Annotated in this window: 20 protein-coding genes and 2 pseudogenes; 21 read left to right on the plus strand and 1 reads right to left on the minus strand. The window is 40.9% G+C overall.

Translation table 11 applies throughout. The features are described from left to right. Together JCM15074_RS17075 and fghA are read left to right on the plus strand one after the other, a co-directional pair. A partial coding sequence (locus JCM15074_RS17075) for a zinc-binding dehydrogenase (protein WP_025822746.1) occupies nucleotides 1–700 on the plus strand: 700 nt, incomplete at its 5' end. 74 nt (nucleotides 701–774) lie between these two features. After that, nucleotides 775–1614, plus strand: coding sequence for an S-formylglutathione hydrolase (fghA, locus tag JCM15074_RS17080; RefSeq protein WP_025822748.1), 840 nt, complete (start codon nucleotides 775–777; stop codon nucleotides 1612–1614). 70 nt (nucleotides 1615–1684) lie between these two features. Here fghA and JCM15074_RS17085 read toward each other — a convergent pair whose 3' ends face one another. After that, a complete protein-coding gene (locus JCM15074_RS17085; RefSeq protein WP_025822750.1) occupies nucleotides 1685–4108 on the minus strand; it encodes a helicase-related protein in 2424 nt (807 codons plus the stop codon). A gap of 101 nt (nucleotides 4109–4209) precedes the next feature. On the opposite strand from JCM15074_RS17085, the gene JCM15074_RS25320 reads away from it, so the two are divergent. From JCM15074_RS25320 to glmS, 19 genes and pseudogenes are all read left to right on the plus strand, one after another. Then, nucleotides 4210–4716: a type II secretion system protein gene (locus tag JCM15074_RS25320; protein WP_051536949.1), complete on the plus strand. Its 507-nt coding sequence runs from the start codon at nucleotides 4210–4212 to the stop codon at nucleotides 4714–4716. Between the two features lie 79 nt (nucleotides 4717–4795). Further along, nucleotides 4796–5235, plus strand: a pseudogene (gene mioC, locus JCM15074_RS22810) (FMN-binding protein MioC). Nucleotides 5236–5678: 443 nt separating this feature from the next. After that, a complete protein-coding gene (mnmG, locus tag JCM15074_RS17100) occupies nucleotides 5679–7568 on the plus strand; it encodes a tRNA uridine-5-carboxymethylaminomethyl(34) synthesis enzyme MnmG (protein WP_025822754.1) in 1890 nt (629 codons plus the stop codon). 155 nt (nucleotides 7569–7723) lie between these two features. After that, complete coding sequence (gene rsmG, locus JCM15074_RS17105; RefSeq protein ID WP_025822756.1) at nucleotides 7724–8347, plus strand: 16S rRNA (guanine(527)-N(7))-methyltransferase RsmG; 624 nt, start codon at nucleotides 7724–7726, stop codon at nucleotides 8345–8347. Nucleotides 8348–8439: 92 nt separating this feature from the next. Beyond that, nucleotides 8440–9225: a ParA family protein gene (locus tag JCM15074_RS17110; RefSeq protein WP_025822758.1), complete on the plus strand. Its 786-nt coding sequence runs from the start codon at nucleotides 8440–8442 to the stop codon at nucleotides 9223–9225. A 9-nt stretch (nucleotides 9226–9234) separates the two neighbouring features. Continuing rightward, the gene (locus tag JCM15074_RS17115) at nucleotides 9235–10122 is read left to right on the plus strand and encodes a ParB/RepB/Spo0J family partition protein (protein ID WP_025822761.1); all 888 of its coding nucleotides are present in this window, start codon (nucleotides 9235–9237) and stop codon (nucleotides 10120–10122) included. 226 nt (nucleotides 10123–10348) lie between these two features. Continuing rightward, on the plus strand, nucleotides 10349–10732 hold the full coding sequence (locus tag JCM15074_RS17120; RefSeq protein ID WP_025822763.1) for an ATP synthase subunit I: 384 nt from the start codon (nucleotides 10349–10351) through the stop codon (nucleotides 10730–10732). A 12-nt stretch (nucleotides 10733–10744) separates the two neighbouring features. Continuing rightward, nucleotides 10745–11539 (plus strand): F0F1 ATP synthase subunit A, encoded by a 795-nt coding sequence (gene atpB / locus JCM15074_RS17125; RefSeq protein WP_025822764.1) that lies wholly within the window; start codon nucleotides 10745–10747, stop codon nucleotides 11537–11539. 68 nt (nucleotides 11540–11607) lie between these two features. Continuing rightward, nucleotides 11608–11859: a F0F1 ATP synthase subunit C gene (atpE, locus tag JCM15074_RS17130; RefSeq protein ID WP_025011729.1), complete on the plus strand. Its 252-nt coding sequence runs from the start codon at nucleotides 11608–11610 to the stop codon at nucleotides 11857–11859. 37 nt (nucleotides 11860–11896) lie between these two features. Continuing rightward, nucleotides 11897–12367, plus strand: a complete 471-nt coding sequence (gene atpF / locus JCM15074_RS17135) for a F0F1 ATP synthase subunit B (protein WP_025822770.1) — start codon at nucleotides 11897–11899, stop codon at nucleotides 12365–12367. A gap of 15 nt (nucleotides 12368–12382) precedes the next feature. Further along, a complete protein-coding gene (gene atpH / locus JCM15074_RS17140; protein ID WP_025822772.1) occupies nucleotides 12383–12916 on the plus strand; it encodes a F0F1 ATP synthase subunit delta in 534 nt (177 codons plus the stop codon). Between the two features lie 14 nt (nucleotides 12917–12930). Further along, nucleotides 12931–14470: pseudogene (gene atpA / locus JCM15074_RS22815) on the plus strand (F0F1 ATP synthase subunit alpha). A gap of 50 nt (nucleotides 14471–14520) precedes the next feature. Continuing rightward, nucleotides 14521–15381, plus strand: a complete 861-nt coding sequence (gene atpG, locus JCM15074_RS17150) for a F0F1 ATP synthase subunit gamma (RefSeq protein ID WP_025822774.1) — start codon at nucleotides 14521–14523, stop codon at nucleotides 15379–15381. A gap of 35 nt (nucleotides 15382–15416) precedes the next feature. Further along, nucleotides 15417–16805: a F0F1 ATP synthase subunit beta gene (gene atpD / locus JCM15074_RS17155; RefSeq protein WP_025822776.1), complete on the plus strand. Its 1389-nt coding sequence runs from the start codon at nucleotides 15417–15419 to the stop codon at nucleotides 16803–16805. Nucleotides 16806–16838: 33 nt separating this feature from the next. Further along, nucleotides 16839–17267: a F0F1 ATP synthase subunit epsilon gene (locus JCM15074_RS17160; RefSeq protein ID WP_025822778.1), complete on the plus strand. Its 429-nt coding sequence runs from the start codon at nucleotides 16839–16841 to the stop codon at nucleotides 17265–17267. Between the two features lie 123 nt (nucleotides 17268–17390). Beyond that, nucleotides 17391–18755: a bifunctional UDP-N-acetylglucosamine diphosphorylase/glucosamine-1-phosphate N-acetyltransferase GlmU gene (glmU, locus tag JCM15074_RS17165; RefSeq protein WP_025822780.1), complete on the plus strand. Its 1365-nt coding sequence runs from the start codon at nucleotides 17391–17393 to the stop codon at nucleotides 18753–18755. Nucleotides 18756–18955: 200 nt separating this feature from the next. Further along, on the plus strand, nucleotides 18956–21079 hold the full coding sequence (locus JCM15074_RS17170) for a TonB-dependent siderophore receptor (protein ID WP_025822782.1): 2124 nt from the start codon (nucleotides 18956–18958) through the stop codon (nucleotides 21077–21079). A 164-nt stretch (nucleotides 21080–21243) separates the two neighbouring features. Next, nucleotides 21244–22020, plus strand: coding sequence for a DeoR/GlpR family DNA-binding transcription regulator (locus JCM15074_RS17175; RefSeq protein WP_025822784.1), 777 nt, complete (start codon nucleotides 21244–21246; stop codon nucleotides 22018–22020). 46 nt (nucleotides 22021–22066) lie between these two features. After that, on the plus strand, nucleotides 22067–23896 hold the full coding sequence (glmS, locus tag JCM15074_RS17180) for a glutamine--fructose-6-phosphate transaminase (isomerizing) (protein WP_025822786.1): 1830 nt from the start codon (nucleotides 22067–22069) through the stop codon (nucleotides 23894–23896). Nucleotides 23897–23916: the final 20 nt, after the last annotated feature.

Here is a 23916-nt window from a genome sequence, read left to right on the forward strand (position 1 = left end):
TTTCTCTGAGTACACTGTACTACCAGAAATTTCTTTAGCTAAAGTTAGCAAAGAAGCACCTTTAGAAGAAGTTTGTCTATTAGGTTGTGGTGTTACCACAGGTATGGGCGCAGTACTTAACACAGCTAAAGTTAAAAAAGGCGACACAGTTGCTGTCTTTGGTCTAGGTGGTATTGGTCTATCAGCGATTATTGGTGCACAAATGGCTGGTGCAAGCCGCATTATCGGTATCGATATCAATGAAAGCAAATACGAACTAGCAACTAAATTAGGTGCAACAGATTGCATCAACCCAACTAAGTTCGACAAGCCAATTCAAGAAGTGATTGTTGAAATGACTGACGGCGGTGTTGACTTCTCATTCGAGTGTATCGGTAACGTTAACGTAATGCGTAGCGCACTTGAGTGCTGCCATAAAGGTTGGGGCGAATCAGTCATTATTGGTGTAGCTGGTGCAGGACAAGAAATTTCAACTCGTCCATTCCAATTAGTAACTGGTCGTGTATGGCGTGGTAGCGCATTCGGTGGCGTTCGTGGTCGCAGTGAATTACCAGGTATCGTTGATCGTTATATGGCTGGTGAGTTTAAGTTAGATGACTTTATTACTCATACAATGAGCCTAGAAAACATTAACGAAGCATTTGATTTAATGCACGAAGGTAAGAGTATCCGTACCGTAATTCATTACGATATGAAGTAATAATTACTTTCAACGCGAATAAAAGGCCCATTTATTGGGCCTTTTATTTAAATGAATATATTTAGGAAACCAAAATGGACTTAAATAATATTAGTGCGAATAAAGTATTCGGTGGTTGGCACAAGCAATATACCCATCGTTCTAGTAGCTTAAATTGCGATATGCGTTTTGCTATTTTTCTACCACCACAAGCAGCTAATGAGCCAGTACCCGTTCTTTACTGGTTATCAGGACTCACTTGTACTGATGAAAACTTTATGCAAAAAGCAGGTGCTATGCGCCTTGCAGCCGAATTAGGCATGGCTATTGTCGCGCCAGATACCAGCCCTCGTGGTGAAGATGTACCTGATGATGCTGAAGGCGCTTATGACTTTGGTTTAGGTGCAGGATTCTATGTTAATGCCACTCAAGCACCATGGAATCGCCATTACCATATGTATGATTATGTGGTTAATGAGCTGCCAGCATTGATTGAAGCAAACTTCCCTGTAACGGATGTTCGCAGTATCAGCGGTCACTCTATGGGTGGGCACGGTGCATTTGTAGTCGCACTTAATAACCCACAACGTTACCGCAGTATTTCAGCTTTCAGCCCAATAGCTAATCCTATCGATTGCCCTTGGGGACAAAAAGCACTATCGAACTATCTTGGTAAAGATGTTAATCACTGGAAACAGTATGATGCTAGTGAATTAATGCGAAATACTAAAGCTAAAATTCCAGCATTAGTTGACCAAGGTACCAATGATAATTTCTTAGTTGAACAACTAAAGCCTGAAGCATTAGTAAAAGCCGCTGAAGCAAGTAATTATCCTTTAGAGTTAAGAATGCAAGATGGCTATGATCATAGTTATTTCTATATTTCTAGCTTTATTGAAGATCACTTAAACTTCCATGCTAAACACATGAAGTAATCATTAGATAAACTAAAAGCCTGATATATTAACTTATATATCAGGCTTTTTTGTTTATAAAACAATAAGATTACTTAATATCTATAACTCTACTGGCTTTTTGATACTGAATCCGCCATCCTTGCCAGCTTGGTAATTCCCAACGCTTAGGATCATTTTTTCGAGCACCTGAATGATAACTTAACATCACTTTTTTATTGCTCAATTGATAACCAACCTGTAAATGTAAATCAGGTAAAATTAATTGATTAGGGTAAAGTTCCATAAAAGGCAGCCATAACCAATCCGCTAATGGTTGAAACAATAAATCTTGTTCATCAATCAATTCAAGATCTTGATAATTCTCAATACCTAATTGCTCAAGCTTAGTAACCAAATAATCTTGGGTATTAACAGGACAAGCAACCCGTTCAATATCATGTAAAAAAAGAGGATCGATCCCCTTAGCATTATTAGGCAATGCCAACCATAATTGGTAGCTTTTAATGGTGTCAGTTATTTTATTTGCACAACCTTTAAATAACTGATTTTGAATAATACTGGTTGCAATCGCGATAATAGTATCAGCACCTTGAGCTGCAGTAATTTCACAAGCGATCACTCGCCCAGCATAATGACGCTCGATCATCATTTGTGGCAAACCATTATCATCCATCACTAATTGTGGCGGTTGTAACTCCCCAATATGACAATCAATTAATAGAGATAACGGAATATCAGCCATACAAGTAGCAAGTGTTATTGCTTGTTTAGTCCCTTTAGCAGCAAGTGCAAAGGTATCGAATACTACGGCAGCTTGTGCATTGGCCAATAAATAACTTTGACGTCCTTGCTGCACCTCAATCATGCCATTAGTAAAAGTTTGAGTACGCTTTAAACGCCTTATAAAAACCAACTCAGGTAAAGTGGCTATGACTTGTTGCAACCAATCTAATCGATATTGTTTAATAAATTCAGCATCAATGAACTCACTCTCAGCTAATACAGGTAACGCCAGAGCTTGTCTAATTTGCTCAGATATTTGCCTTATTTCATCCAATAAAATGGTATCACATACTATTAAATCAGACATTTGAGCACGAACTAACTTAATCATCGTTAGTGCATCACAACGAATAGGTAACCATTGTGATAATTCAGCCAATTGTTCTGGCTCATGCGGTACAGTAAACCAATGCGTGCCAATGGTTAATGCCGCAGCTAAATCAACCATTAATTGTTGTTGCAGAGGTGTTTTCATTGCACTGATTAAATGAGCAAATTGACTATCTATCGGTAATGGGAATAACTGCTTACCATGAGCGGTTATTCGATGATTTTCATCAATAGCAGCCATTTTAATTAATTGATTTTTAGCAATAGTTAATGATTTTTCAGGTAAAGGCTCCATAAAATCTAATCGCGTTAAATCATAACCAGCACTTGCTGCAGCAAGCATCGCTTCAGTTAATTCTTCTCGTTGCATTTCTGGTGGAGTACAAGTTTCCATTACCGCATATTCACCCCATAAGCGAATACAGATCCCTGTTTGCGTGCGTCCTGCACGCCCTAGGCGCTGCGCAGCACTCGCGCGTGATATTCGGCTTAAAGACAGTGCTGTACGGCCATTTCGCTGCGCAGTTCGTCTTTCTAATCCACTATCAATGACAGCAATAACATCAGCAATCGTCACCGAAGTTTCGGCAACATTGGTCGCTAAAATAATACGTATATAGTCAACTGGAGTTAATACCGCTTGCTGCACATCAACACTCGAGCCACCATGTAACTGTAACAGTTCGATCCCTAGAGCAGATAATATTGCTTGGCAGCTATTAAGTTCTGATTTACCCGCTAAAAAAACTAATATTGCGCCCTGATGTATCTGTTGTAATTTTATATATTCAATCACTTGCAGTACGGCCAGTTTTACTTTTTGATCGACTTTAAAATTGTCTGCAAGTTGATGATTACTGTTTGCTAGATAATGTACAGCTACTGAGAATTGTTTACCGATCGCTTTTAATCTACGACTATTAAGACCTAAATAAGTCTGAATAAGATCACTATTAATCGTCGCAGAAGTCACGATCAAACGATGTTGATTATGTTGTTTTAAAATGCCCAATAATAGATCGGTATCCCAGCGGCGCTCATGGAATTCATCAATCATAATCACATCGAAATCTATTAATTGATTTTCAGTAAACCAGCGCAATGCAACACCTGGAGTCACAAATGCAATTTGTGTTTGTGGCTCAATATCGGAATAAAAACGGATAGCATGGCCTATTTTAATCTCTTGATGCTGCTCCTTTAAATACTGAGCTAACGCAATACAAGCCAATCGTCTTGGTTCAATCACTAAAATTCGTTTACCTAATTGCGCCGCCCATATAGGTAAATGAGTCGACTTACCTGAGCCTGTGTCAGATTCAATGATTAGATGATGATCTTCTAAAGACTGCTCAAATTGTGACTGGATTTGAAAAATAGCAAAATGAGGATCGGCCATAAATATAAAGTAGCAGCAATAAGTGAGTAGAACATACTATTTTAAATATCAGATAAACTCATTAATATTAATAATAAATATCTCAGCATGGATGCATAAAGATGAATAAAATCAAAAAAGAAAAAGGTTTCACCCTCATTGAATTAGTCGTGGTAATCATTATTTTAGGCGTACTAGCCATCACCGCGGCCAGTAAATTAATCGATGTAGAACAAGATGCTAAATTGGCTGTAATCAAACAAATTGAAGCCGATCTTCACAGCACGATTGAACAATTACATATGCTGGCTGAAATCCAGAATAAGCTAACTGGGAATGCTGTTGTTCAAACCGATTATGGACCCCATCAATTTTGGAACGGTTATCCCGAAAACTACAGTGAAGCCACCCCACAAATGGGATTTTTAACTCGATTTTATGATTTTGGCCCATTACAAAAACAAGAAGAACGTTATAAGTACTACGCAAATGATATTGTAACTTATGAGAGTAATAATTTATCCGCTATTGGTATCAGTCAAACAGCGTTATTCGAAGACAAATGTTATGTTGAATATCGTCATACCGGCACAGGTCAAAGCATAAAAAGCATTACAGAAGGCTGTTAATTCATATCAATAAACCTCAATATAGTGGCAATTAACGCGAATAAAGTTAGCGTATTTACTCTTATATAAAGGTACAAAAATGGCAAAAATAGACATCATTGTTGGCACCACATTAGGTGGAACCGAATATGTAGCAGATGAATTAGCCGCAAAAATGACCGAATTAGGTCACCAAAATCATATCCATTTAGCCCCGCAATTAGCAGATTTAGATCCTAAATCTATCTGGTTAGTGGTGTCATCTACCATGGCGCAGGCGATCTTCCTGATAATTTACAGCCTCTTTTAACCGAAATTAACCAACAAAAACCCGATCTACAGGATCTAAAGTACATTTTATGTGCGGTTGGTGATTCAAGTTACGATACTTTTTGCCAAGGCCCTGAACACTTGATCCAAGCTTTTGCACAATGTGGAGCTACCCCGCTTGTGAATAAGATCCAAATTGATATTCAATATCAGCATGTGCCTGAAGATGCTGCTGTTCAATGGTTTACAACTTGGCAGGATCAACTTTAATTCGCTTTTATCTTTAATAAAATCCGATTTACTCACATCTAAGATCTATCTTATCCACACTTTAGTACCAAAAGGTATAAATATGTGGATAAGATATTATTTAGATCTGATCAACTACTGTATTATTAACAGACCTCATAGCTCAAATATCACCCTTGTGGATAACTAGCCGATCTACCCACAGCTTTAATGGAGTTTGATCAGCATTAGATCACAGTTTAGATCTGATGTAACTACATATAAACAAACAGTTTTTAGCGTTATCCACCGAAAAACACGATCCTAATAATAAACATAATAAAAGATCTATTTAAAAGATCTTAAGATCTATTAAGCAGATCCCTTTCTGATCTTAAGCTAAAATTGATCATTCACCTTCTGCTTATCAAGTGCTAAAATGATCGGCTCTAATCTAATCCCTTTTTACCAACCAAGGTTAACTCATGCTTTTTCATGAACGGTTTGATGTAATTGTTGTCGGTGGTGGTCATGCCGGAACTGAAGCCGCATTGGCAGCTGCCAGAATGGGTTCTAAAACCCTACTGTTAACTCATAATATTGATACTTTAGGACAGATGTCTTGTAACCCGGCTATTGGTGGCATTGGTAAAGGGCATTTAGTTAAAGAGATCGATGCTCTGGGTGGCGCAATGGCAACAGCCACAGATTTTGCCGGTATTCAATTCCGTACCCTAAATTCAAGTAAAGGCCCAGCTGTACGTGCAACACGCGCTCAAGCAGACCGCGCTTTATATCGTCAAACGATTCAAAATATTTTACAAAACCAACCAAACTTACGTTTATTCCAACAAGCTGTTGAAGACTTAGTTGTTGAAAATAATAAAGTTATTGGTGTTGTTACACAGATGGGTTTAGCTTTTGAAGCACCTGCTGTCGTATTGACTGCTGGCACTTTCTTAGCCGGTAAAATCCATATCGGTCTAGAGAACTACAGTGGTGGACGTGCTGGTGATCCCCCTGCAATCGCATTAGCACAACGTTTACGTGAACTACCAATTCGAGTGGGTCGTTTAAAGACGGGTACACCACCTCGTATCGATGCAAACACGATTGATTTCAACCAAATGACAGAACAAAAAGGCGATACGCCATTACCTGTAATGTCATTCATTGGTGATGTAAGTCAGCATCCTGAGCAGGTTTCTTGTTATATCACTCATACCAACGAGCAAACACATGAAATTATTCGTGGTGGTTTAGATCGTAGTCCAATGTATTCAGGTGTTATTGAAGGAATTGGTCCACGTTATTGCCCGTCAATCGAAGATAAGATCCATCGCTTTGCAGATAAATCATCACATCAGATCTTTATTGAGCCAGAAGGTTTAAATACTCGTGAAATTTATCCAAATGGTATTTCTACAAGTTTGCCATTTGATGTTCAGTTAAACTTAGTTCGCTCGATTAAAGGCATGGAAAATGCTGAAATCATGCGCCCAGGTTATGCGATCGAATATGATTATTTTGATCCAAGAGATCTTAAAAACTCATTAGAAACTAAAAATATTCAAGGCTTATTCTTCGCTGGTCAAATCAACGGTACTACGGGTTACGAAGAAGCTGGTGCACAAGGATTATTAGCGGGTTTAAATGCTTCGCTATTAGTTCAAGGAAAAGAATCTTGGTGCCCTCGTCGTGATCAAGCTTACCTAGGTGTTCTGGTTGACGATCTTTCAACATTAGGTACTAAAGAACCGTACCGTATGTTTACTAGCCGTGCTGAATACCGCTTATTGTTACGTGAAGATAATGCCGATCTTCGTTTAACTGAAAAAGGCCGCGAACTAGGCTTAATTGATGATAACCGTTGGGCTAAATTTAGCCAAAAAATGGAATCAATTGAGCTAGAATTACAGCGTTTACGTAGTCAATGGATCCATCCAAAGTCACCTTTGGTTGAAGTATTAAATCCGCATTTAAATACGCCTATTTCACGTGAAGCATCATTTGAAGATTTACTACGTCGTCCTGAGCTTGATTATGATAAGTTGATGAATATTGAAGGATTTGGTCCTGCAATTGAAGATCCTCGTGCTGCAGAACAAGTTCAAATTCAAGTAAAATATTCAGGTTATATTGAACGTCAACAAGGTGAGATTGATAAAGCAATTCGCCATGAAAGCACGTTATTACCACTAACATTGGATTACCAAGAAGTACCTGGTTTATCTAATGAGGTGATTGCTAAGCTGAATACACATAAACCTGAAACTGTAGGTCAAGCATCGCGTATCTCTGGTGTAACACCCGCTGCAATTTCAATTTTATTAGTACATTTAAAGCGTCGCGGTTTATTAAAGAAAAGCGCATAACTTTAAATTAATCTAGTAAAATCAACATTAAAAAGGAGGCTTTAGAGCTTCCTTTTGTTTATTTAATTAACTTATTTTAGCGATCTCATCACACTCGCATCTTAGATTGACTTGAGTATAATGATCATCGTTGAATTTTATTAAGAGTACTGCTTGTGTTGTTAGCTCAACTAGAAACTTATTTAGCTGAAATTGGTTTATCCGCTACTGATTTGCAAAAGCAACAATTGGTGGATTTTGTTCATTTGCTTAATAAATGGAATAAAGCTTATAACCTAACGTCTGTTCGTGATCCTGAGCAGATGCTGATCCGTCATGTGCTAGATAGTTTAGTGGTAAGCCAATATCTACAAGGTGAGACATTCATTGATGTTGGTACGGGCCCTGGTTTGCCTGGTATTCCATTAGCCATTATGAATCCTGATAAGCAGTTTGTATTACTTGATAGTCTCGGCAAACGTATTCGCTTCCAAAAACAAGTTCAATTTGAACTAGGTATTAAAAATTACACATCTGTTGAAAGCCGTGTTGAAGCATATCAACCTGAACAAGGTTTTGATGGCGTATTAAGCCGTGCATTCGCATCAATTAGTGATATGCTCAATTGGTGTCATCACTTACCAGCTGAAGATGGCCAATTTTATGCACTAAAAGGCCAATTGGCAGATGATGAGATGGCACTAATTCCTGCAGGCTTTACTGTTGATGAAGTTATTGAGTTAACAGTGCCACGTTTAGATGAACAGCGTCATTTATTAAAAATTACTAAGCAAAAATAACGATTTAAATTATTTTAAATTGCAATAGTAGCGTCTATAACGCAATTTAATGCACAATATTGTGGGCTAATTTTACAAAAAAGGTGAATTTTGTGGCTAGAGTTATTGCCGTAGCGAACCAAAAAGGTGGCGTAGGGAAAACAACCACTTGTGTGAATTTGGCCGCGTCTTTGGCGGCAACAAAACGCCGAGTATTAGTGATCGATCTTGATCCTCAAGGCAATGCGACAATGGGAAGTGGCGTTGATAAGTACGAGGTCGAAAATACTGCTTATGAATTATTGGTTGAAGAGAAACCTTTTAATGAAGTGGTCGTGCGTAATACTTCCGGCAAATATGATTTAATTGCTGCCAATGGAGATGTCACCGCTGCTGAAGTTAAACTGATCCAATTTTTTGCTCGTGAAATTCGTCTACGTAATGCATTAGCTCCTATCAAAGATGATTACGATTTTATCTTTATTGATTGTCCACCATCGCTGAATATGTTGACTGTTAATGCGATGTCTGCCGCAGATTCTGTATTGGTACCTATGCAGTGCGAATATTATGCGTTAGAAGGGTTAACTGCATTAATGGATACCATTAGCAAACTAGGTGCGATGGTTAATCCTAATTTAGTGATCGAAGGGATCTTGCGGACAATGTACGATCCGCGTAATCGTTTATCGAATGATGTATCAGATCAGTTAAAACAACATTTTGGTGAAAAAGTTTATCGAACCGTTATTCCTCGTAACGTTCGTTTAGCTGAAGCGCCAAGCTTTGGCGCACCGGCGATGTATTACGATAAATCGAGTGCTGGGGCTAAAGCTTACCTTGCATTAGCCGGTGAAATTATTCGCCGCGCAGAACAACACCTAGCAGTAGAGGCATAAGGAAGTACCATGAATTTAAAAAAACGCGGATTGGGCAAGGGATTAGATGCGCTATTAAGTACCAGTCAAGCCGCTAATAATAAAATTGAACAGCCACAAAATGTTCAACCATCTGCTGTTAATGGTGAGATGTTAACTCACTTAGAGATTGATTTACTGCAGTCTGGTAAATACCAGCCGCGTAAAGATATGTCGAGTGAAGCACTTGAAGAGCTATCTGCTTCAATAAAATCACAAGGGATTATTCAACCTATTGTGGTGCGTAGCATTGCTGAAAATCAATATGAAATTATTGCTGGTGAACGTCGTTGGCGTGCTGCCATCTTAGCTGGCTTAGATAAGGTTCCTTGTATTATCAAGCAAGTGGCTGATGAAGCTGCAGTGGCTATTGCACTGATTGAAAATATTCAGCGTGAAGATCTTAATGCGATGGAAGAAGCTATCGCGCTGCAACGTTTGATAGAAGAATTTAGTCTAACTCATCAACAAGTTGCTACTGCGGTGGGTAAATCTCGTGCAACTGTCTCGAATTTATTACGTTTAAATAGCTTAAATGAACCGGTAAAGCGCCTATTAGAGCATGGTGACATTGATATGGGGCATGCTCGTGCATTATTAGCGGTTACTGGTGATGAACAAACTAATATCGCTCGAATCGTTGCGGCAAAAGAATTAACAGTTCGCGAAACTGAACGTTTAGTGCAAAAATCGCAAAATCCTTCTCAAACCCCCGAAATCCCCGCCAAAGATAATGATATCGCGCGGTTAGAGTCTCAACTAATTGAAAGACTTGGTGCTAAAGTTTCGATAAATCATAGTATAAAAGGTAAAGGAAAGATTATTATTAATTACCAAAATATTACTGAATTAGATGGAATTCTTAGTAAAATTAACTAATTTTAACTTTTTAAATTAGTGTTAATTAAATTAGTTTGTGATGTTAATGGCATTTTTTAGATTATTTCACTGATAAATGCGAGCAAACATCCATTTTTCTTTAACTCAAAGTTGCATTGAATGCTTGAAACGGTATACTTTCGCTAGTTTTTTTACTGTTCAGTTGGATTGGTTTTTTTTAAGCCCGTTCATTGAAATGAAAAAACATTAATGCGGAGAAGAAAAATTGAGTAAGAATTTAGCGCGTCGTGGCCGGTTGGCAGCCTATAAATTAGTGTTACTACAGGCGGCGGTCGCTGGGGGTGCTTCAATTATCTTTTTCGCCGTGTGGGGAGCGCAGTATGCCATTTCAGCTCTAGCCGGAATGACAATCGCTGTACTCCCTAATTTTGTGTTCGCAACCCTCGCTTTCTCTCATTCGGGAGCAAGTTCAGCTGGAAAGGTGTTAACATCTTTTTACTGGGGGGAAGCGGTAAAGATGCTATTAACCATTGTTTTATTTTCGCTGGTGTTTATTTATTTAAAGGTGGTATTTATGCCGCTTTTCGTAACCTACACATTGGCTTTAATAGCGCATTGGACTGCACCTTTATACTTCAAGCAAAGTTAAGTGGGATGAATCATGGCTGCAACTGGTGAAGCGTTAACACCGCAGGGCTATATCCAGCACCACCTTACCAACCTTACGGCTGGTGAAGGTTTCTGGACATGGCACATTGATTCGTTGCTCTTTTCGGTTGGCCTTGGCGTTTTGTTCCTGTGGATTTTCCGCAGCGTTGCTAAAAAAGCGACTACCGGTGTTCCTGGCAAACTTCAGTGTTTTGTCGAGATGATCGTAGAATTCGTTGATAACAGCGTGAAAGAAACCTTCCATGGTAAAAACCCGGTTATTGCGCCGTTGGCATTAACTATTTTCGTATGGATATTCATGATGAACTTCATGGATATGGTTCCAGTTGACTGGATCCCATATACAGCTCAATTAGCTGGCGTGCCTTACTTAAAAGTGGTTCCAACAACAGACTTAAACATCACTCTAAGCTTAGCTTTAGGTGTGTTCATACTGATTATTTATTACAGTATTAAAGTCAAAGGCGTAAGTGGTTTTGTTAAAGAACTCACGTTACAGCCGTTTAACCATTGGGCAATGATACCCGTCAACTTACTATTAGAGTCGGTTACTTTAATTGCAAAACCAATTTCATTGGCATTGCGACTATTTGGTAACTTATACGCAGGTGAGTTGATCTTCATCCTTATTGCGCTTATGTATGGTGCCAATTGGGCAATTGCTGGTCTAGGTGTAACATTACACGTAGGTTGGTTAATTTTCCATATTTTGGTTATCACGCTACAAGCATTTATCTTCATGATGTTGACCATTGTTTATTTAAGCATGGCGCATGAAGATCATTAAGGATTGCTGAAGAAATTTTTTAAACTAAATCATCAACAAACATAAAGATTTAGATACTGGAGATACAGATGGAAACAATTCTGGGCTTTACTGCAATCGCCGTTGCTCTACTGATCGGTCTAGGTGCACTAGGTACTGCTATCGGTTTCGGCCTTTTAGGTGGCAAGTTCCTGGAAGGCGCTGCGCGTCAACCAGAAATGGCACCTATGCTACAAGTTAAAATGTTCATCGTAGCGGGTCTTCTTGACGCCGTAACAATGATCGGTGTTGGTATTGCGCTTTACATGCTATTCACTAACCCATTGGGTGCAATGCTGTAAAAAACGCTTCTGTCTTAACTCTAAATAGGAGGCTGTTGTGAATATCAACGCTACCCTAATCGGTCAGACGGTCGCCTTTATTCTCTTCGTGTGGTTCTGCATGAAGTATGTTTGGCCACCTTTGATGAATGCCATCGAAGAACGCCAAAAAAGGATTGCTGACGGGATTGCTGATGCAGACCGTGCGGCTAAAGACCTAGAGTTGGCACAAGCGAAAGCGACTGACCAACTAAAAGACGCCAAAGCAACGGCTAACGAAATTATTGAGCAAGCTAACAAGCGCAAAGCTCAAATTGTTGACGAAGCTAAAGCTGAAGCAGACGCTGAGCGTGCAAAAATTATCGCTCAGGGTAAAGCAGAAATAGAAGCAGAACGTAATCGCGTGAAAGAAGAACTGCGTAAGCAGCTTGCTACTCTTGCCATCACTGGTGCAGAGAAGATCCTTGAGCGTTCGATTGATGAATCAGCCCATAGTGACATTGTTAATAAACTTGTCGCTGAAATTTAATAAGGGAGTAGAGTTATGGCTGAGTTAACCACCATCGCTCGCCCTTACGCTAAAGCAGCTTTTGATTTTGCTGTCGAACATGAAGCCGTGGAAAAGTGGGCAGAAATGCTACATTTTACTGCACTGGTGACTGAAAATGAAACCATGCAACCACTGTTAACTGGCTCTTTAGCCAGTAGCAAACTCGCCGCACTGTTTATCAGTGTATGCGGGGAGCAACTCGACGAGCACGGTCAAAATTTTGTGAAAGTAATGGCTGAAAACGGTCGCTTAGAGGTACTACCTGCTGTATATCAGCTTTATGCTGAGTATAAACATGAGTGGGCAAAAGAAGTTGAAGCAAGTGTTGTTTCAGCTATTGAGCTTACTGATGAACAAAAACAGCAAATTAGTGTTTCTTTAGAGAAACGTCTCGCACGCAAAGTTAAACTGACTTGCAGCATTGATGCCGCGCTAATCGCCGGTGTAATCATCAAAGCAGGAGATCTAGTCATTGATGGCTCGATCCGCGGTAAATTATCGCGCCTGTCTGATAAGCTGCTGTCATAATTGGGAGTTTGAGCATGCAACTGAATTCCACTGAAATCAGCGATCTGATTAAACAGCGGATCGAGCAGTTCGAAGTCGTTAGCGAATCACGTAACGAAGGTACTATCGTTGCGGTAAGTGACGGCATCATCCGCATTCATGCTTAGCCGATGTAATGCAAGGTGAGATGATTGAACTGCCTGGTAACCGTTATGCAATCGCGTTGAACTTAGAACGTGATTCTGTAGGTGCCGTAGTAATGGGTCCTTATGCTAATTTAGCAGAAGGCGATAAAGTAAAGACAACTGGTCGTATTCTGGAAGTTCCAGTTGGCCGTGGTCTGTTAGGTCGTGTAGTTAACACTCTAGGTGAGCCTATTGATGGTAAAGGACCTGTCGAACATGACGGTTTCTCTCCTGTTGAAGTTATTGCTCCTGGTGTTATCGAACGTAAATCAGTTTCTCAACCAGTTCAAACTGGTTATAAAGCGGTTGACTCTATGATCCTGTGGGACGTGGTCAACGTGAACTGATTATTGGTGACCGTCAGACTGGTAAGTCGGCGATGGCTATTGATGCCATCATCAACCAGAGAGATTCTGGTATTAAGTGTGTATACGTAGCTATTGGTCAGAAAGCTTCTACCATCGCTAACGTTGTTCGTAAGCTAGAAGAGCACGGCGCATTGGCTAATACCATTGTTGTTGTTGCGACTGCTTCTGAAGCTGCTGCACTTCAATACTTAGCACCATATTCTGGTTGTTCAATGGGTGAATACTTCCGCGACCGCGGTGAAGATGCACTAATCGTATATGATGATCTATCTAAGCAAGCAGTTGCTTACCGTCAGATCTCATTGCTATTGAAGCGTCCACCAGGACGTGAAGCATACCCAGGTGACGTATTCTATCTACACTCTCGTTTGCTAGAACGTGCTTCTCGCGTTAACGAAGAGTATGTAGAGCGTTTCACTAATGGTGAAGTGAAGGGAAAGACGGGTTCTTTAACTGCACTACCAATTATTGAAACTCAAGCAGGTGACGTATCTGCATTCGTACCAACTAACGTAATTTCTATTACCGATGGTCAGATCTTCCTTGAGACAGATCTATTTAACTCAGGCTTACGTCCTGCTGTTAACCCAGGTATTTCGGTTTCTCGTGTTGGTGGTGCGGCTCAGACTAAGATCATCAAGAAACTGTCAGGTGGTATTCGTACTGCACTTGCACAGTATCGAGAGCTTGCTGCGTTCTCACAGTTTGCATCTGACTTAGACGATGCAACTCGTGCTCAGCTTGAGCATGGTGAGCGTGTTACCGAACTTATGAAGCAAAAGCAATATGCTCCTATGAGTGTTGCTGCTCAAGCTGTGTCTATTTTCTCTGCAGAAAAAGGCTACTTGAAAAGCGTTGAGCTAAATAAGGTTGGTGATTTCGAAGCTGCTCTGCTCTCTTTCATGAACAATGAACATGCTGATTTAATGAAGCTTATTAATGAGACCGGTGATTACAACGGTGATATTGAAGCTGAATTAACTGCAGGTCTTGAAAAGTTCATGGCAACCCAAACCTGGTAATGACGAATGAGGTGTCTTAAGACACCTCTGGTCCAGATTGGAGAGTAGAGATGGCCGGCGCTAAAGAGATTAAAACCAAGATCGCGAGTGTACAAAACACTCAAAAGATCACATCTGCGATGGAAATGGTTGCAGCCAGCAAAATGCGCAGAGCGCAAGAGCGCATGGCTGCAAGCCGTCCATATGCAGAAAATATGCGTAAGGTGATCGGTCACGTAGCGCAAGGTTCTCTCGAATATAAACACCCCTATTTAGAGGTGAGAGAAGCCAAGCGAGTTGGTTACATTGTGGTGTCAACCGACCGTGGTCTTTGTGGTGGTCTGAACGTTAACTTATTTAAAAAAGTTATCGCAGACGTGAAAAACTGGCGTGAACAAGGTGCAGAAGTTCAATTCTGTCCAATTGGTGCACGCAGCGTACAGTTTTTCAAAAGCTTTGGTGGTGACGTAGCTGCTTCTGCTTCAGGTTTAGGTGATGCTCCTGCATTAACTGATCTGATCGGAACTGTACGTGTCATGTTAGAAGCTTACAACGAAGGCAAGCTAGATCGTCTGTATGTGGTATTCAATAAATTTGTGAATACTATGGCGCAGACTCCTGTGATCGAGCAGCTACTACCTTTACCTAAGTCTGATGATGATGAGATTTCTCATCATTGGGATTATATCTACGAGCCAGATCCAAAAGAACTTTTGGATACGTTATTGGTTCGTTATGTAGAATCTCAAGTGTATCAAGGTGTTGTTGAAAATATCGCTTCAGAACAAGCTGCCCGAATGGTAGCGATGAAAGCGGCAACAGACAATGCTGGTGACCTTATCAGTGATCTGCAATTAGTCTATAACAAGGCTCGTCAGGCTGCTATTACGCAGGAACTGTCGGAAATTGTTTCAGGCGCCGCAGCGGTTTAGGTTAGGTAACGAATACAAGTTTTAGAGGATTAATCATGAGCACAGGTACTGTTGTCCAAGTGATTGGCGCGGTTGTGGACGTTGAGTTTCCACAAAATACCGTACCTCAGATATATGACGCTCTAGAGATTATCGGTGAAGGTCCATGTAAAGGCTTGGTGCTGGAAGTTCAGCAACAGCTAGGTGGTGGCGTTGTTCGCGCTATTGCTATGGGTACTTCTGATGGTCTACGTCGTGGTCTTGAGGTTGCAAACTCTGGTTCACCGATTTCTGTTCCGGTAGGGGCTGCGACCCTTGGCCGTATCATGAACGTATTAGGTGAGCCAATCGATGAAGCGGGTCCAATCGGTGAAGAAGAGCGTTATATTATTCACCGTGCAGCTCCTTCATATGAAGAACAGTCAAGCGCAACAGAGCTTTTAGAGACTGGTATCAAGGTTATTGACCTTGTTTGTCCATTCGCTAAGGGTGGTAAAGTTGGTCTGTTTGGTGGTGCTGGTGTTGGTAAGACAGTTAACATGATGGAACTGATTAACAACATCGCTAAAGCCCACTCAGGTCTATCTGTATTCGCTGGTGTAGGTGAGCGTACCCGTGAAGGTAACGACTTCTACTACGAAATGCAGGATTCTGGTGTTCTAGATAAAGTGGCCATGGTATATGGTCAGATGAACGAGCCTCCAGGAAACCGTCTACGCGTAGCGTTGACTGGTCTGACTATGGCTGAACGTTTCCGTGACGAAGGTAAAGACGTACTATTGTTCGTTGATAATATCTATCGTTACACCCTAGCTGGTACAGAAGTATCTGCACTACTAGGTCGTATGCCATCTGCGGTAGGTTATCAGCCAACATTGGCTGAAGAGATGGGTGTACTGCAAGAGCGTATTACTTCAACTAAGACAGGCTCTATTACGTCTGTTCAAGCTGTATACGTACCTGCGGATGACTTAACTGACCCATCGCCAGCAACTACCTTCGCTCACTTAGATGCGACTGTAGTACTTTCACGTCAAATTGCTTCTTTGGGTATTTACCCTGCGGTTGACCCATTGGATTCTACCTCTCGTCAGTTAGATCCTTTGGTTGTTGGTCAAGAGCACTATGACGTTGCTAACGGTGTACAAACTGTATTGCAACGCTACAAAGAGCTGAAAGACATCATCGCGATCCTAGGTATGGACGAATTATCTGATGAAGATAAGACAACTGTATCTCGTGCTCGTAAGATTGAGCGTTTCTTATCTCAGCCTTTCTTCGTAGCAGAAGTCTTTACTGGTTCTCCAGGTAAGTACGTTTCTCTAAAAGACACTATTCGTGGCTTTAAGGGCTTATTGGAAGGTGAGTTTGACCACATTCCTGAGCAAGCGTTCTACATGGTTGGCTCGATCGAAGAAGCTGTCGAGAAAGCTAACAAGAAATAACTGGGAATTTCCTAGTTTATTAAGGAGAACGGTATGGCAGCCATGACAGTACATCTTGATATCGTCAGTGCAGAAAGCAGCATTCATTCTGGCCTTGTAGCACATCTACAAGTGACAGGTGCTGAAGGTGAATTAGGTATTATGCCTGGTCACGCACCGCTACTGACTAATATCAAACCTGGCATGGCGCGCATCGTCAAGCAAGACGGACAAGAAGAAGTGTTTTATCTTTCAGGTGGTATCTTGGAAGTACAACCAAACTCTGTGTCTGTGTTGGCTGATGTAGTATTGCGTGCCGATGATATTGATGAAGCTGCAGCGCTTGAAGCCAAGCGTCGTGCTGAAGCTGAAATGGCTCACGCCAGTGCAGATTTCAATTATGCTGCTGCTGCAGTTGAGTTAGCGCAAGCTATCGCTCAGCTACGCGTAGTTGAAACCATCAAGAAAAATATTGCCAGATAAGGTGATAGTGTTAAAAAAAGCGTCCAATAGGGCGCTTTTTTATTGTCTAAATTTTACGATGCGCTCGATTTTTATTGGAAGGATCCGTTAAGATCAGTGCAATATTTTAAAAAGGAAATTGTCATGTCTCTTAATGTTGTGATCCTTGCCGCGGGCAAAGGCACGCGTATGCGCTCAGATCTACCAAAAGTGTTGCACCCTATTGCACACAAAAGCATGGTTCAGCATGTGATTGATACTGCGCGTTCACTAGGTAGCGAAGCGATTCAGTTAGTTTATGGTTACGGTGCTGACAAGCTACAAGCGAGTTTAGGTGAGCAAACATTAAATTGGGTATTACAAGCTGAGCAGTTGGGTACAGGCCATGCGGTGGCTCAAGCGAATAGTCATATTAGTGATGATGACACGGTTTTAATTTTATATGGTGATGTGCCATTAATTCAGCAACAAACATTACAAGCATTATTAGATGCGCGCCCACAAGATGGTTTAGCTATTTTAACGGTTAATTTAGTTAATCCTACAGGTTATGGCCGTATTATTCGTCAACATGGTCAAGTGGTGGGTATTGTTGAGCAAAAAGATGCTGATGATGAGCAATTGCTGATTAATGAAGTGAATACCGGCATTATGGCGGTACCGGGTAAGCAACTAAAAGCATGGTTAGCTCGACTTTCAAATAATAATGCTCAAGGCGAATACTATTTAACGGATATTATTGCCATGGCACATGCGGATGGCGTAGCAATTAGCACTGCACAGCCACAATCAGCTATTGAAGTTGAAGGGGCCAATAACCGTGTTCAATTAGCGCAATTAGAGCGTGCATACCAAGCACGTGAAGCTGAAAAGTTAATGCTTAATGGCGCTAACTTACGTGATCCTAGCCGTATTGATATCCGCGGTGAAGTTAGCGTAGGCATGGATGTGATGATCGATGTTAACGTGATTTTTGAAGGTCAAGTTAGCATTGGTAATAACGTTAAAATCGGTGCTGGTGCCATTTTAAAGAATTGTCAGATTGCTGATAACGCTGAAATTAAACCATATACCATTGTTGAAGATGCCATTGTTGGTATCGATGCGAGTGCGGGGCCATTTGCCCGTTTACGCCCAGGTGCAGAATTAAAACAAGATGCCCATGTGGGTAACTTTGTTGAGATGAAAAAAGCGGTATTAGGTGTGGGTTCTAAAGCGGGTCATTTAACTTATCTTGGCGACGCGCAGATTGGCGCTGGGGTGAATATTGGTGCCGGTACCATTACCTGTAACTATGATGGCGCTAATAAGCATCTTACCGTGATTGAAGATGATGTGTTTGTTGGTAGTGATAGTCAGCTAGTAGCACCTGTTGTTATTGGCAAGGGCGCAACGGTAGGGGCTGGTGCGACTGTGACTCGTAATGTGGGTGAGCATGAGCTAGTGATTACTCGCGTTAAGCAAAAGCACATTGCAAACTGGGCTCGACCAGTAAAAATCAAAAAATAACAATTATTGAACTGTTATTCATTAACGCTCCGTTATCGGGGCGTTTTTTTTGCTTTATTTTTGAGCTAGTTGTAACTAAGTGTAACGAAAAAGTGACATTGATCACCAAATTGGAATGTAAAGGTAAAAACGAGTTTGAATGAGAGGGATTCTCATTTATATTTGCGTCAATTCAGATTTAATATCTCTTGGGGTTGGCAATGTCTTTCAAATTATCATGTGTTGGTTTCGCAGTTTGTTCTGCATTAGCATCTGTTCCTGCTGTCGCAGTGGCAGAAGATGCAGGAGTTGAAACTGCAAATATTGAACGTATCAGTGTGATGGGTAGTCGTTTTAACGATTATAAAGTCGGCTCTGCTGCGGGCGCGATGCGTGGTGATATTGATTTAATGGACACGCCACAGTCGGTAACCGTTATTCCTGATTTTGTGACCGATGAGCAGCTAGCACGTAACCTTGCTGAAGTACTAAGCAATGACTCTTCTGTTACCGCAGGTAGCGAGAAGTGGAATAGACAACAATTCTCTATTCGTGGTTTTGCACTGGACTCAGGTAATGGTTTCCTTGTGAATGGTCACCAGCACTGGTCACACTATGTGCAACCAGTTGAAACGCTACAGCAAGTTGAAGTATTGAAAGGTCCATCTTCAATGCTATACGGTCAATCAGGCCCTGGTGGTTTGGTTAACATGGTGACTAAAAAGCCAACTTATGATCGTATCTTTGATTTAGGTTTTGATACTGACGAATACGGTTCAACCCGTTTCCAAATGGATGCTGCGGGTTCTGCAAACGAAGAAGGTAGCGTGCGTTACCGTACCATGCTTGTGAAGCAAGATACGACTTATTGGACTGAGTACCAAAATGGTGAGAACAAAGAACGTGATCGTTTACTGACTTTCTTAACTCTAGATTTTGATTTGACTGATGATGTGACTTTATCTGTTAAGTACGATAACACTTCTGATAAAGCTGGTTTAGATTCTGGTGCTTGGTTGTATAGCTCTGGCGATAAGATCGGTCAAGTGATTGGTGAAGAAGGTAAGATTTGGGAATTACCTTGGGCATTTATTGATATCAATGTGGTTAATATGGGCGCTGATTTACAGTGGCATATTAATGATGATTGGCAGATGAAGTTAGGTTATAACCATCAGCAATATGAGCGCCAGCGTTTTGGTTCATCACCAACTTACACTGAAACACCTGAGAACGGTTATAAAGTGAAGCCATTTGATCGTCATGATGACTGGCAGTATAAGACTGCTTACGTTGATTTCATTGGTAATTTCACGACTGGTAGTTTTGAGCATCAGTTCTTAATTGGTGCCAATATGTTGGATTATTACTACCAGCAGCAAGCGCAATATACCAAAGATGCGGTCGTTGTTATGCCTGGTCAATCAATTAATCCTAATGTGAACTATCAGAATGCGACACCAAAGAATCCATCTGAGTACCATCATTATGGTTTCTATATCCAAGATTTAATCACCTTGACTGATAGTTGGAAAGCATTAGCAGGTGTGCGTTATGACGAGCAAAAGAAAGATGGTGCTGGTAATAATGCTTATGCGGTTTCACCTAAGTTTGGTTTAATTTATGAGCCAACAGATTTTGGTAGTATTTACGTTAACTACTCTAAGAGTTTTACGCCAAAGAGTTCAGTTGTTGAGTCAAAAGATAAGCCTGATGTAAATGATGGCTTAAACTTAAAACCTGAATACGGTACTCAATACGAAATTGGTACTAAGTGGGAACTGTTTGATGGTGGTTTATTAATGACCGCCGCAGCGTTTGATATTAACGTTGAAAACCGTGTTATTACTCGTGAATTTGATCAGCCTGATGAAAATGGCCATGTTCAAATTACTAGCCAAGAAGGTGAGCAAAACCATAAAGGTTTCGAGATGGGCGCCCAAGGTCAGTTAGGCGATTCATGGTTTGTAACTAGCTCAATGATGTATTTAAATGCTAAATACAAGAACGATCCTACGTTAGATGGTAAGACGCCAATTGATGCGCCTAAGTGGTCAGCTAACGTTTGGACTCGTTATGAGATGACTGAAGAGTTAGCATTAAACTTTGGTGCGGTATATGTCGGTGAGCGTTTTGCTGATACTGGTAACACAATCGTAAAAGACGCGTTTGTTCGTTTCGATTTAGGTGCAACCTATAATTGGACATACAGTGATACCGAAATGAGTGTGCGTATGAATGTGAAGAACCTATTCGATACTGATTACTTAGATGGCGGTAGCTATAAAGAAGTGACTATCGGTGAAGGCCGTAACATTGGTCTAGCATTTGAAGCTAAGTTCTAAACAGTCGAGTCAATAAAAGAATCATCCCCCAAAGAGCAGCCCCATAAAGGCTGCTCTTTTTTATTGTCTGTATTTTTAAATGACTCATTTTGTGAGCATCGATCTTGGTAAATAAGTTTCGTTTGGTTATAATATTCTTTCGAAACGAAACTTAGCTAAGATTAATGACTAAAAGAAATACTCAACAACGTCGACATACTATTCTTAACCTTTTGAATGAAAAGGGAGAAGTTAGTGTTGATGAACTTGCCATACAACTTGAAACTTCAGAAGTTACGATTCGTAAGGATCTAACTGCATTAGAAAAGAATGGCTTATTGTTCCGTCGTTATGGTGGCGCTATTCCAGTACCGCAAGATATTAGCCAAGCTCCGTATCAAACTATTTCAGCCAATAAACAGGCTATTGCCAAAGCGGCTGCACAGCTTATTGCTGATCATAATCGAGTGATTATCGATAGTGGCAGTACTACTTCAGGCATTATTCAATATTTAAATGATAAACGTGGTTTATTAGTGATGACTAATTCACTACAGCTCGCTAATGCCATTAATGAATTGGAAAATGAACCGACATTATTGATGACCGGTGGAACTTGGGATCCTCATTCTGAGTCATTTCAGGGCCGCGTGGCAGAGCAAGTACTGCGTTCATATAATTTTGACCAGCTGTTTATTGGTGCCGATGGCTTAGATTTAGCACGCGGCACAACAACTTTTAATGAATTAACAGGCTTAAGCCAGGTGATGGCTGAAGTATCGCGTCAGGTGATTGTGATGCTAGAAGCTGACAAATTAGGACGCCGTATCCCCAACCTCGAGTTGCCATGGAGTACGGTTAATATTTTAGTGACGGATGATCGTTTATCGGCAACGGCTGCAAATGAAATTCGTCAACATGGTGTCGAGGTGATCCTTGCACCTTATACCCAAACAGCCTGATGTTGTTTGGCTATACATAAAATTTTTAAATTAGACAGGTATTGTTATGTGCGGAATTGTTGGTGCAGTAGCGCAACGTGATGTTGCAGAAATTTTAGTGGAAGGATTACGTCGTCTTGAATATCGTGGTTATGATTCAGCTGGCGTTGCTGTTATTAATCAGGGTGAATTAAGCCGTACTCGCCGAGTGGGTAAAGTGCAAGAGTTAGCTCAAGCATTAGCAGAGATGCCACTTGCTGGCGGAACGGGTATTGCACATACCCGTTGGGCTACGCATGGTGAGCCAAGTGAGCGTAATGCTCATCCTCATGTATCACATGAAGATATTGCAGTCGTGCATAACGGTATTATTGAAAACCACGTTAAGCTACGCAATATGTTGCAGCAACAAGGTTATGTTTTTAGCTCTGATACAGATACTGAAGTTATTTGTCATCTTGTTCATTTAGAGTTAACTCGTCATGATTCATTACTTGCTGCAGTACAAGCAACAGTTAAGCAACTTGAAGGCGCTTACGGTACGGTTGTGATCGATCGTCGTGATAGCGAACGTATGATTGTTGCTCGTAGCGGCAGCCCATTAGTTATTGGTTATGGTCTTGGTGAAAACTTTGTTGCATCTGACCAATTAGCATTATTACCTGTAACCCGTTCATTTTCATTTTTAGAAGAAGGTGATGTGGCTGAGATTACTCGCCGCAGCGTCACTATTTATGATGTTAATGGTGCGCAAGTTGAGCGTGAAATTAAAGAGTCTGAAGTGACTCACGATGCGGGCGATAAAGGCGAATATCGTCACTATATGCTGAAAGAGATCTATGAGCAGCCATTAGCATTAAGCCGTACTTTAGCTGACCGTACTGCCAATATGCAGGTATTAGATAGTGCCTTTGGTGATAATGCTAGCGAGTTTTTAAAAGACATTAAACATGTACAAATTATTGCTTGTGGTACCAGTTATCATGCCGGTATGGCGGCACGTTATTGGTTAGAGCAGTGGGCTGGCGTATCTTGTAATGTTGAGATTGCTTCAGAGTTTCGCTATCGCAAATCTTACATGTACCCAAATAGCCTATTAGTCACTATTTCTCAGTCTGGTGAAACAGCTGATACTTTGGCAGCACTACGTCTTGCTAAAGAGATGGGTTACAAGGCAACCATGACCATTTGTAATGCGCCTGGTTCTTCATTAGTACGTGAGTCAGATATGGCTTATATGATGAAAGCCGGTGCAGAGATTGGTGTGGCTTCAACTAAAGCTTTCACAGTGCAGCTTGCAGGCTTAATGATGCTAACAGCAGTATTAGGTCGTTATAACGGTATGTCTGATGAGATGCAAACCGCGATGACGCAAAGCTTGTTATCTTTGCCGGCTAAAGTTGAGCAAGCACTAAGTCTAGATGATGCTATTGCTGAACTTGCGGAAGACTTTGCTGATAAGAGTAATGCACTATTCCTTGGTCGTGGTGATCAATATCCGATTGCGATGGAAGGGGCATTAAAGCTAAAAGAGATCTCTTATATTCATGCTGAAGCTTATGCTTCTGGTGAGTTAAAACATGGCCCATTAGCATTAATTGATGCTGATATGCCTGTGATTGTGGTTGCACCTAATAACGAGTTACTAGAGAAGCTTAAGTCTAACGTAGAAGAAGTACGTGCTCGTGGTGGCTTAATGTATGTGTTTGCTGATATCGATGCTGAATTTGAATCAGACGACACCATGAAAGTGATCCCTGTGCCACATTGTGATGAGTTTATGGCGCCATTGATTTACACCATCCCATTACAATTATTGTCATATCATGTGGCATTAATTAAAGGTACCGATGTGGATCAACCGCGTAACTTAGCAAAATCTGTGACTGTTGAATAACGATTAAAGTAAACGATTAA

This window comes from Shewanella marina JCM 15074, assembly GCF_000614975.1.
GTDB classification, from domain to species: domain Bacteria; phylum Pseudomonadota; class Gammaproteobacteria; order Enterobacterales; family Shewanellaceae; genus Shewanella; species Shewanella marina.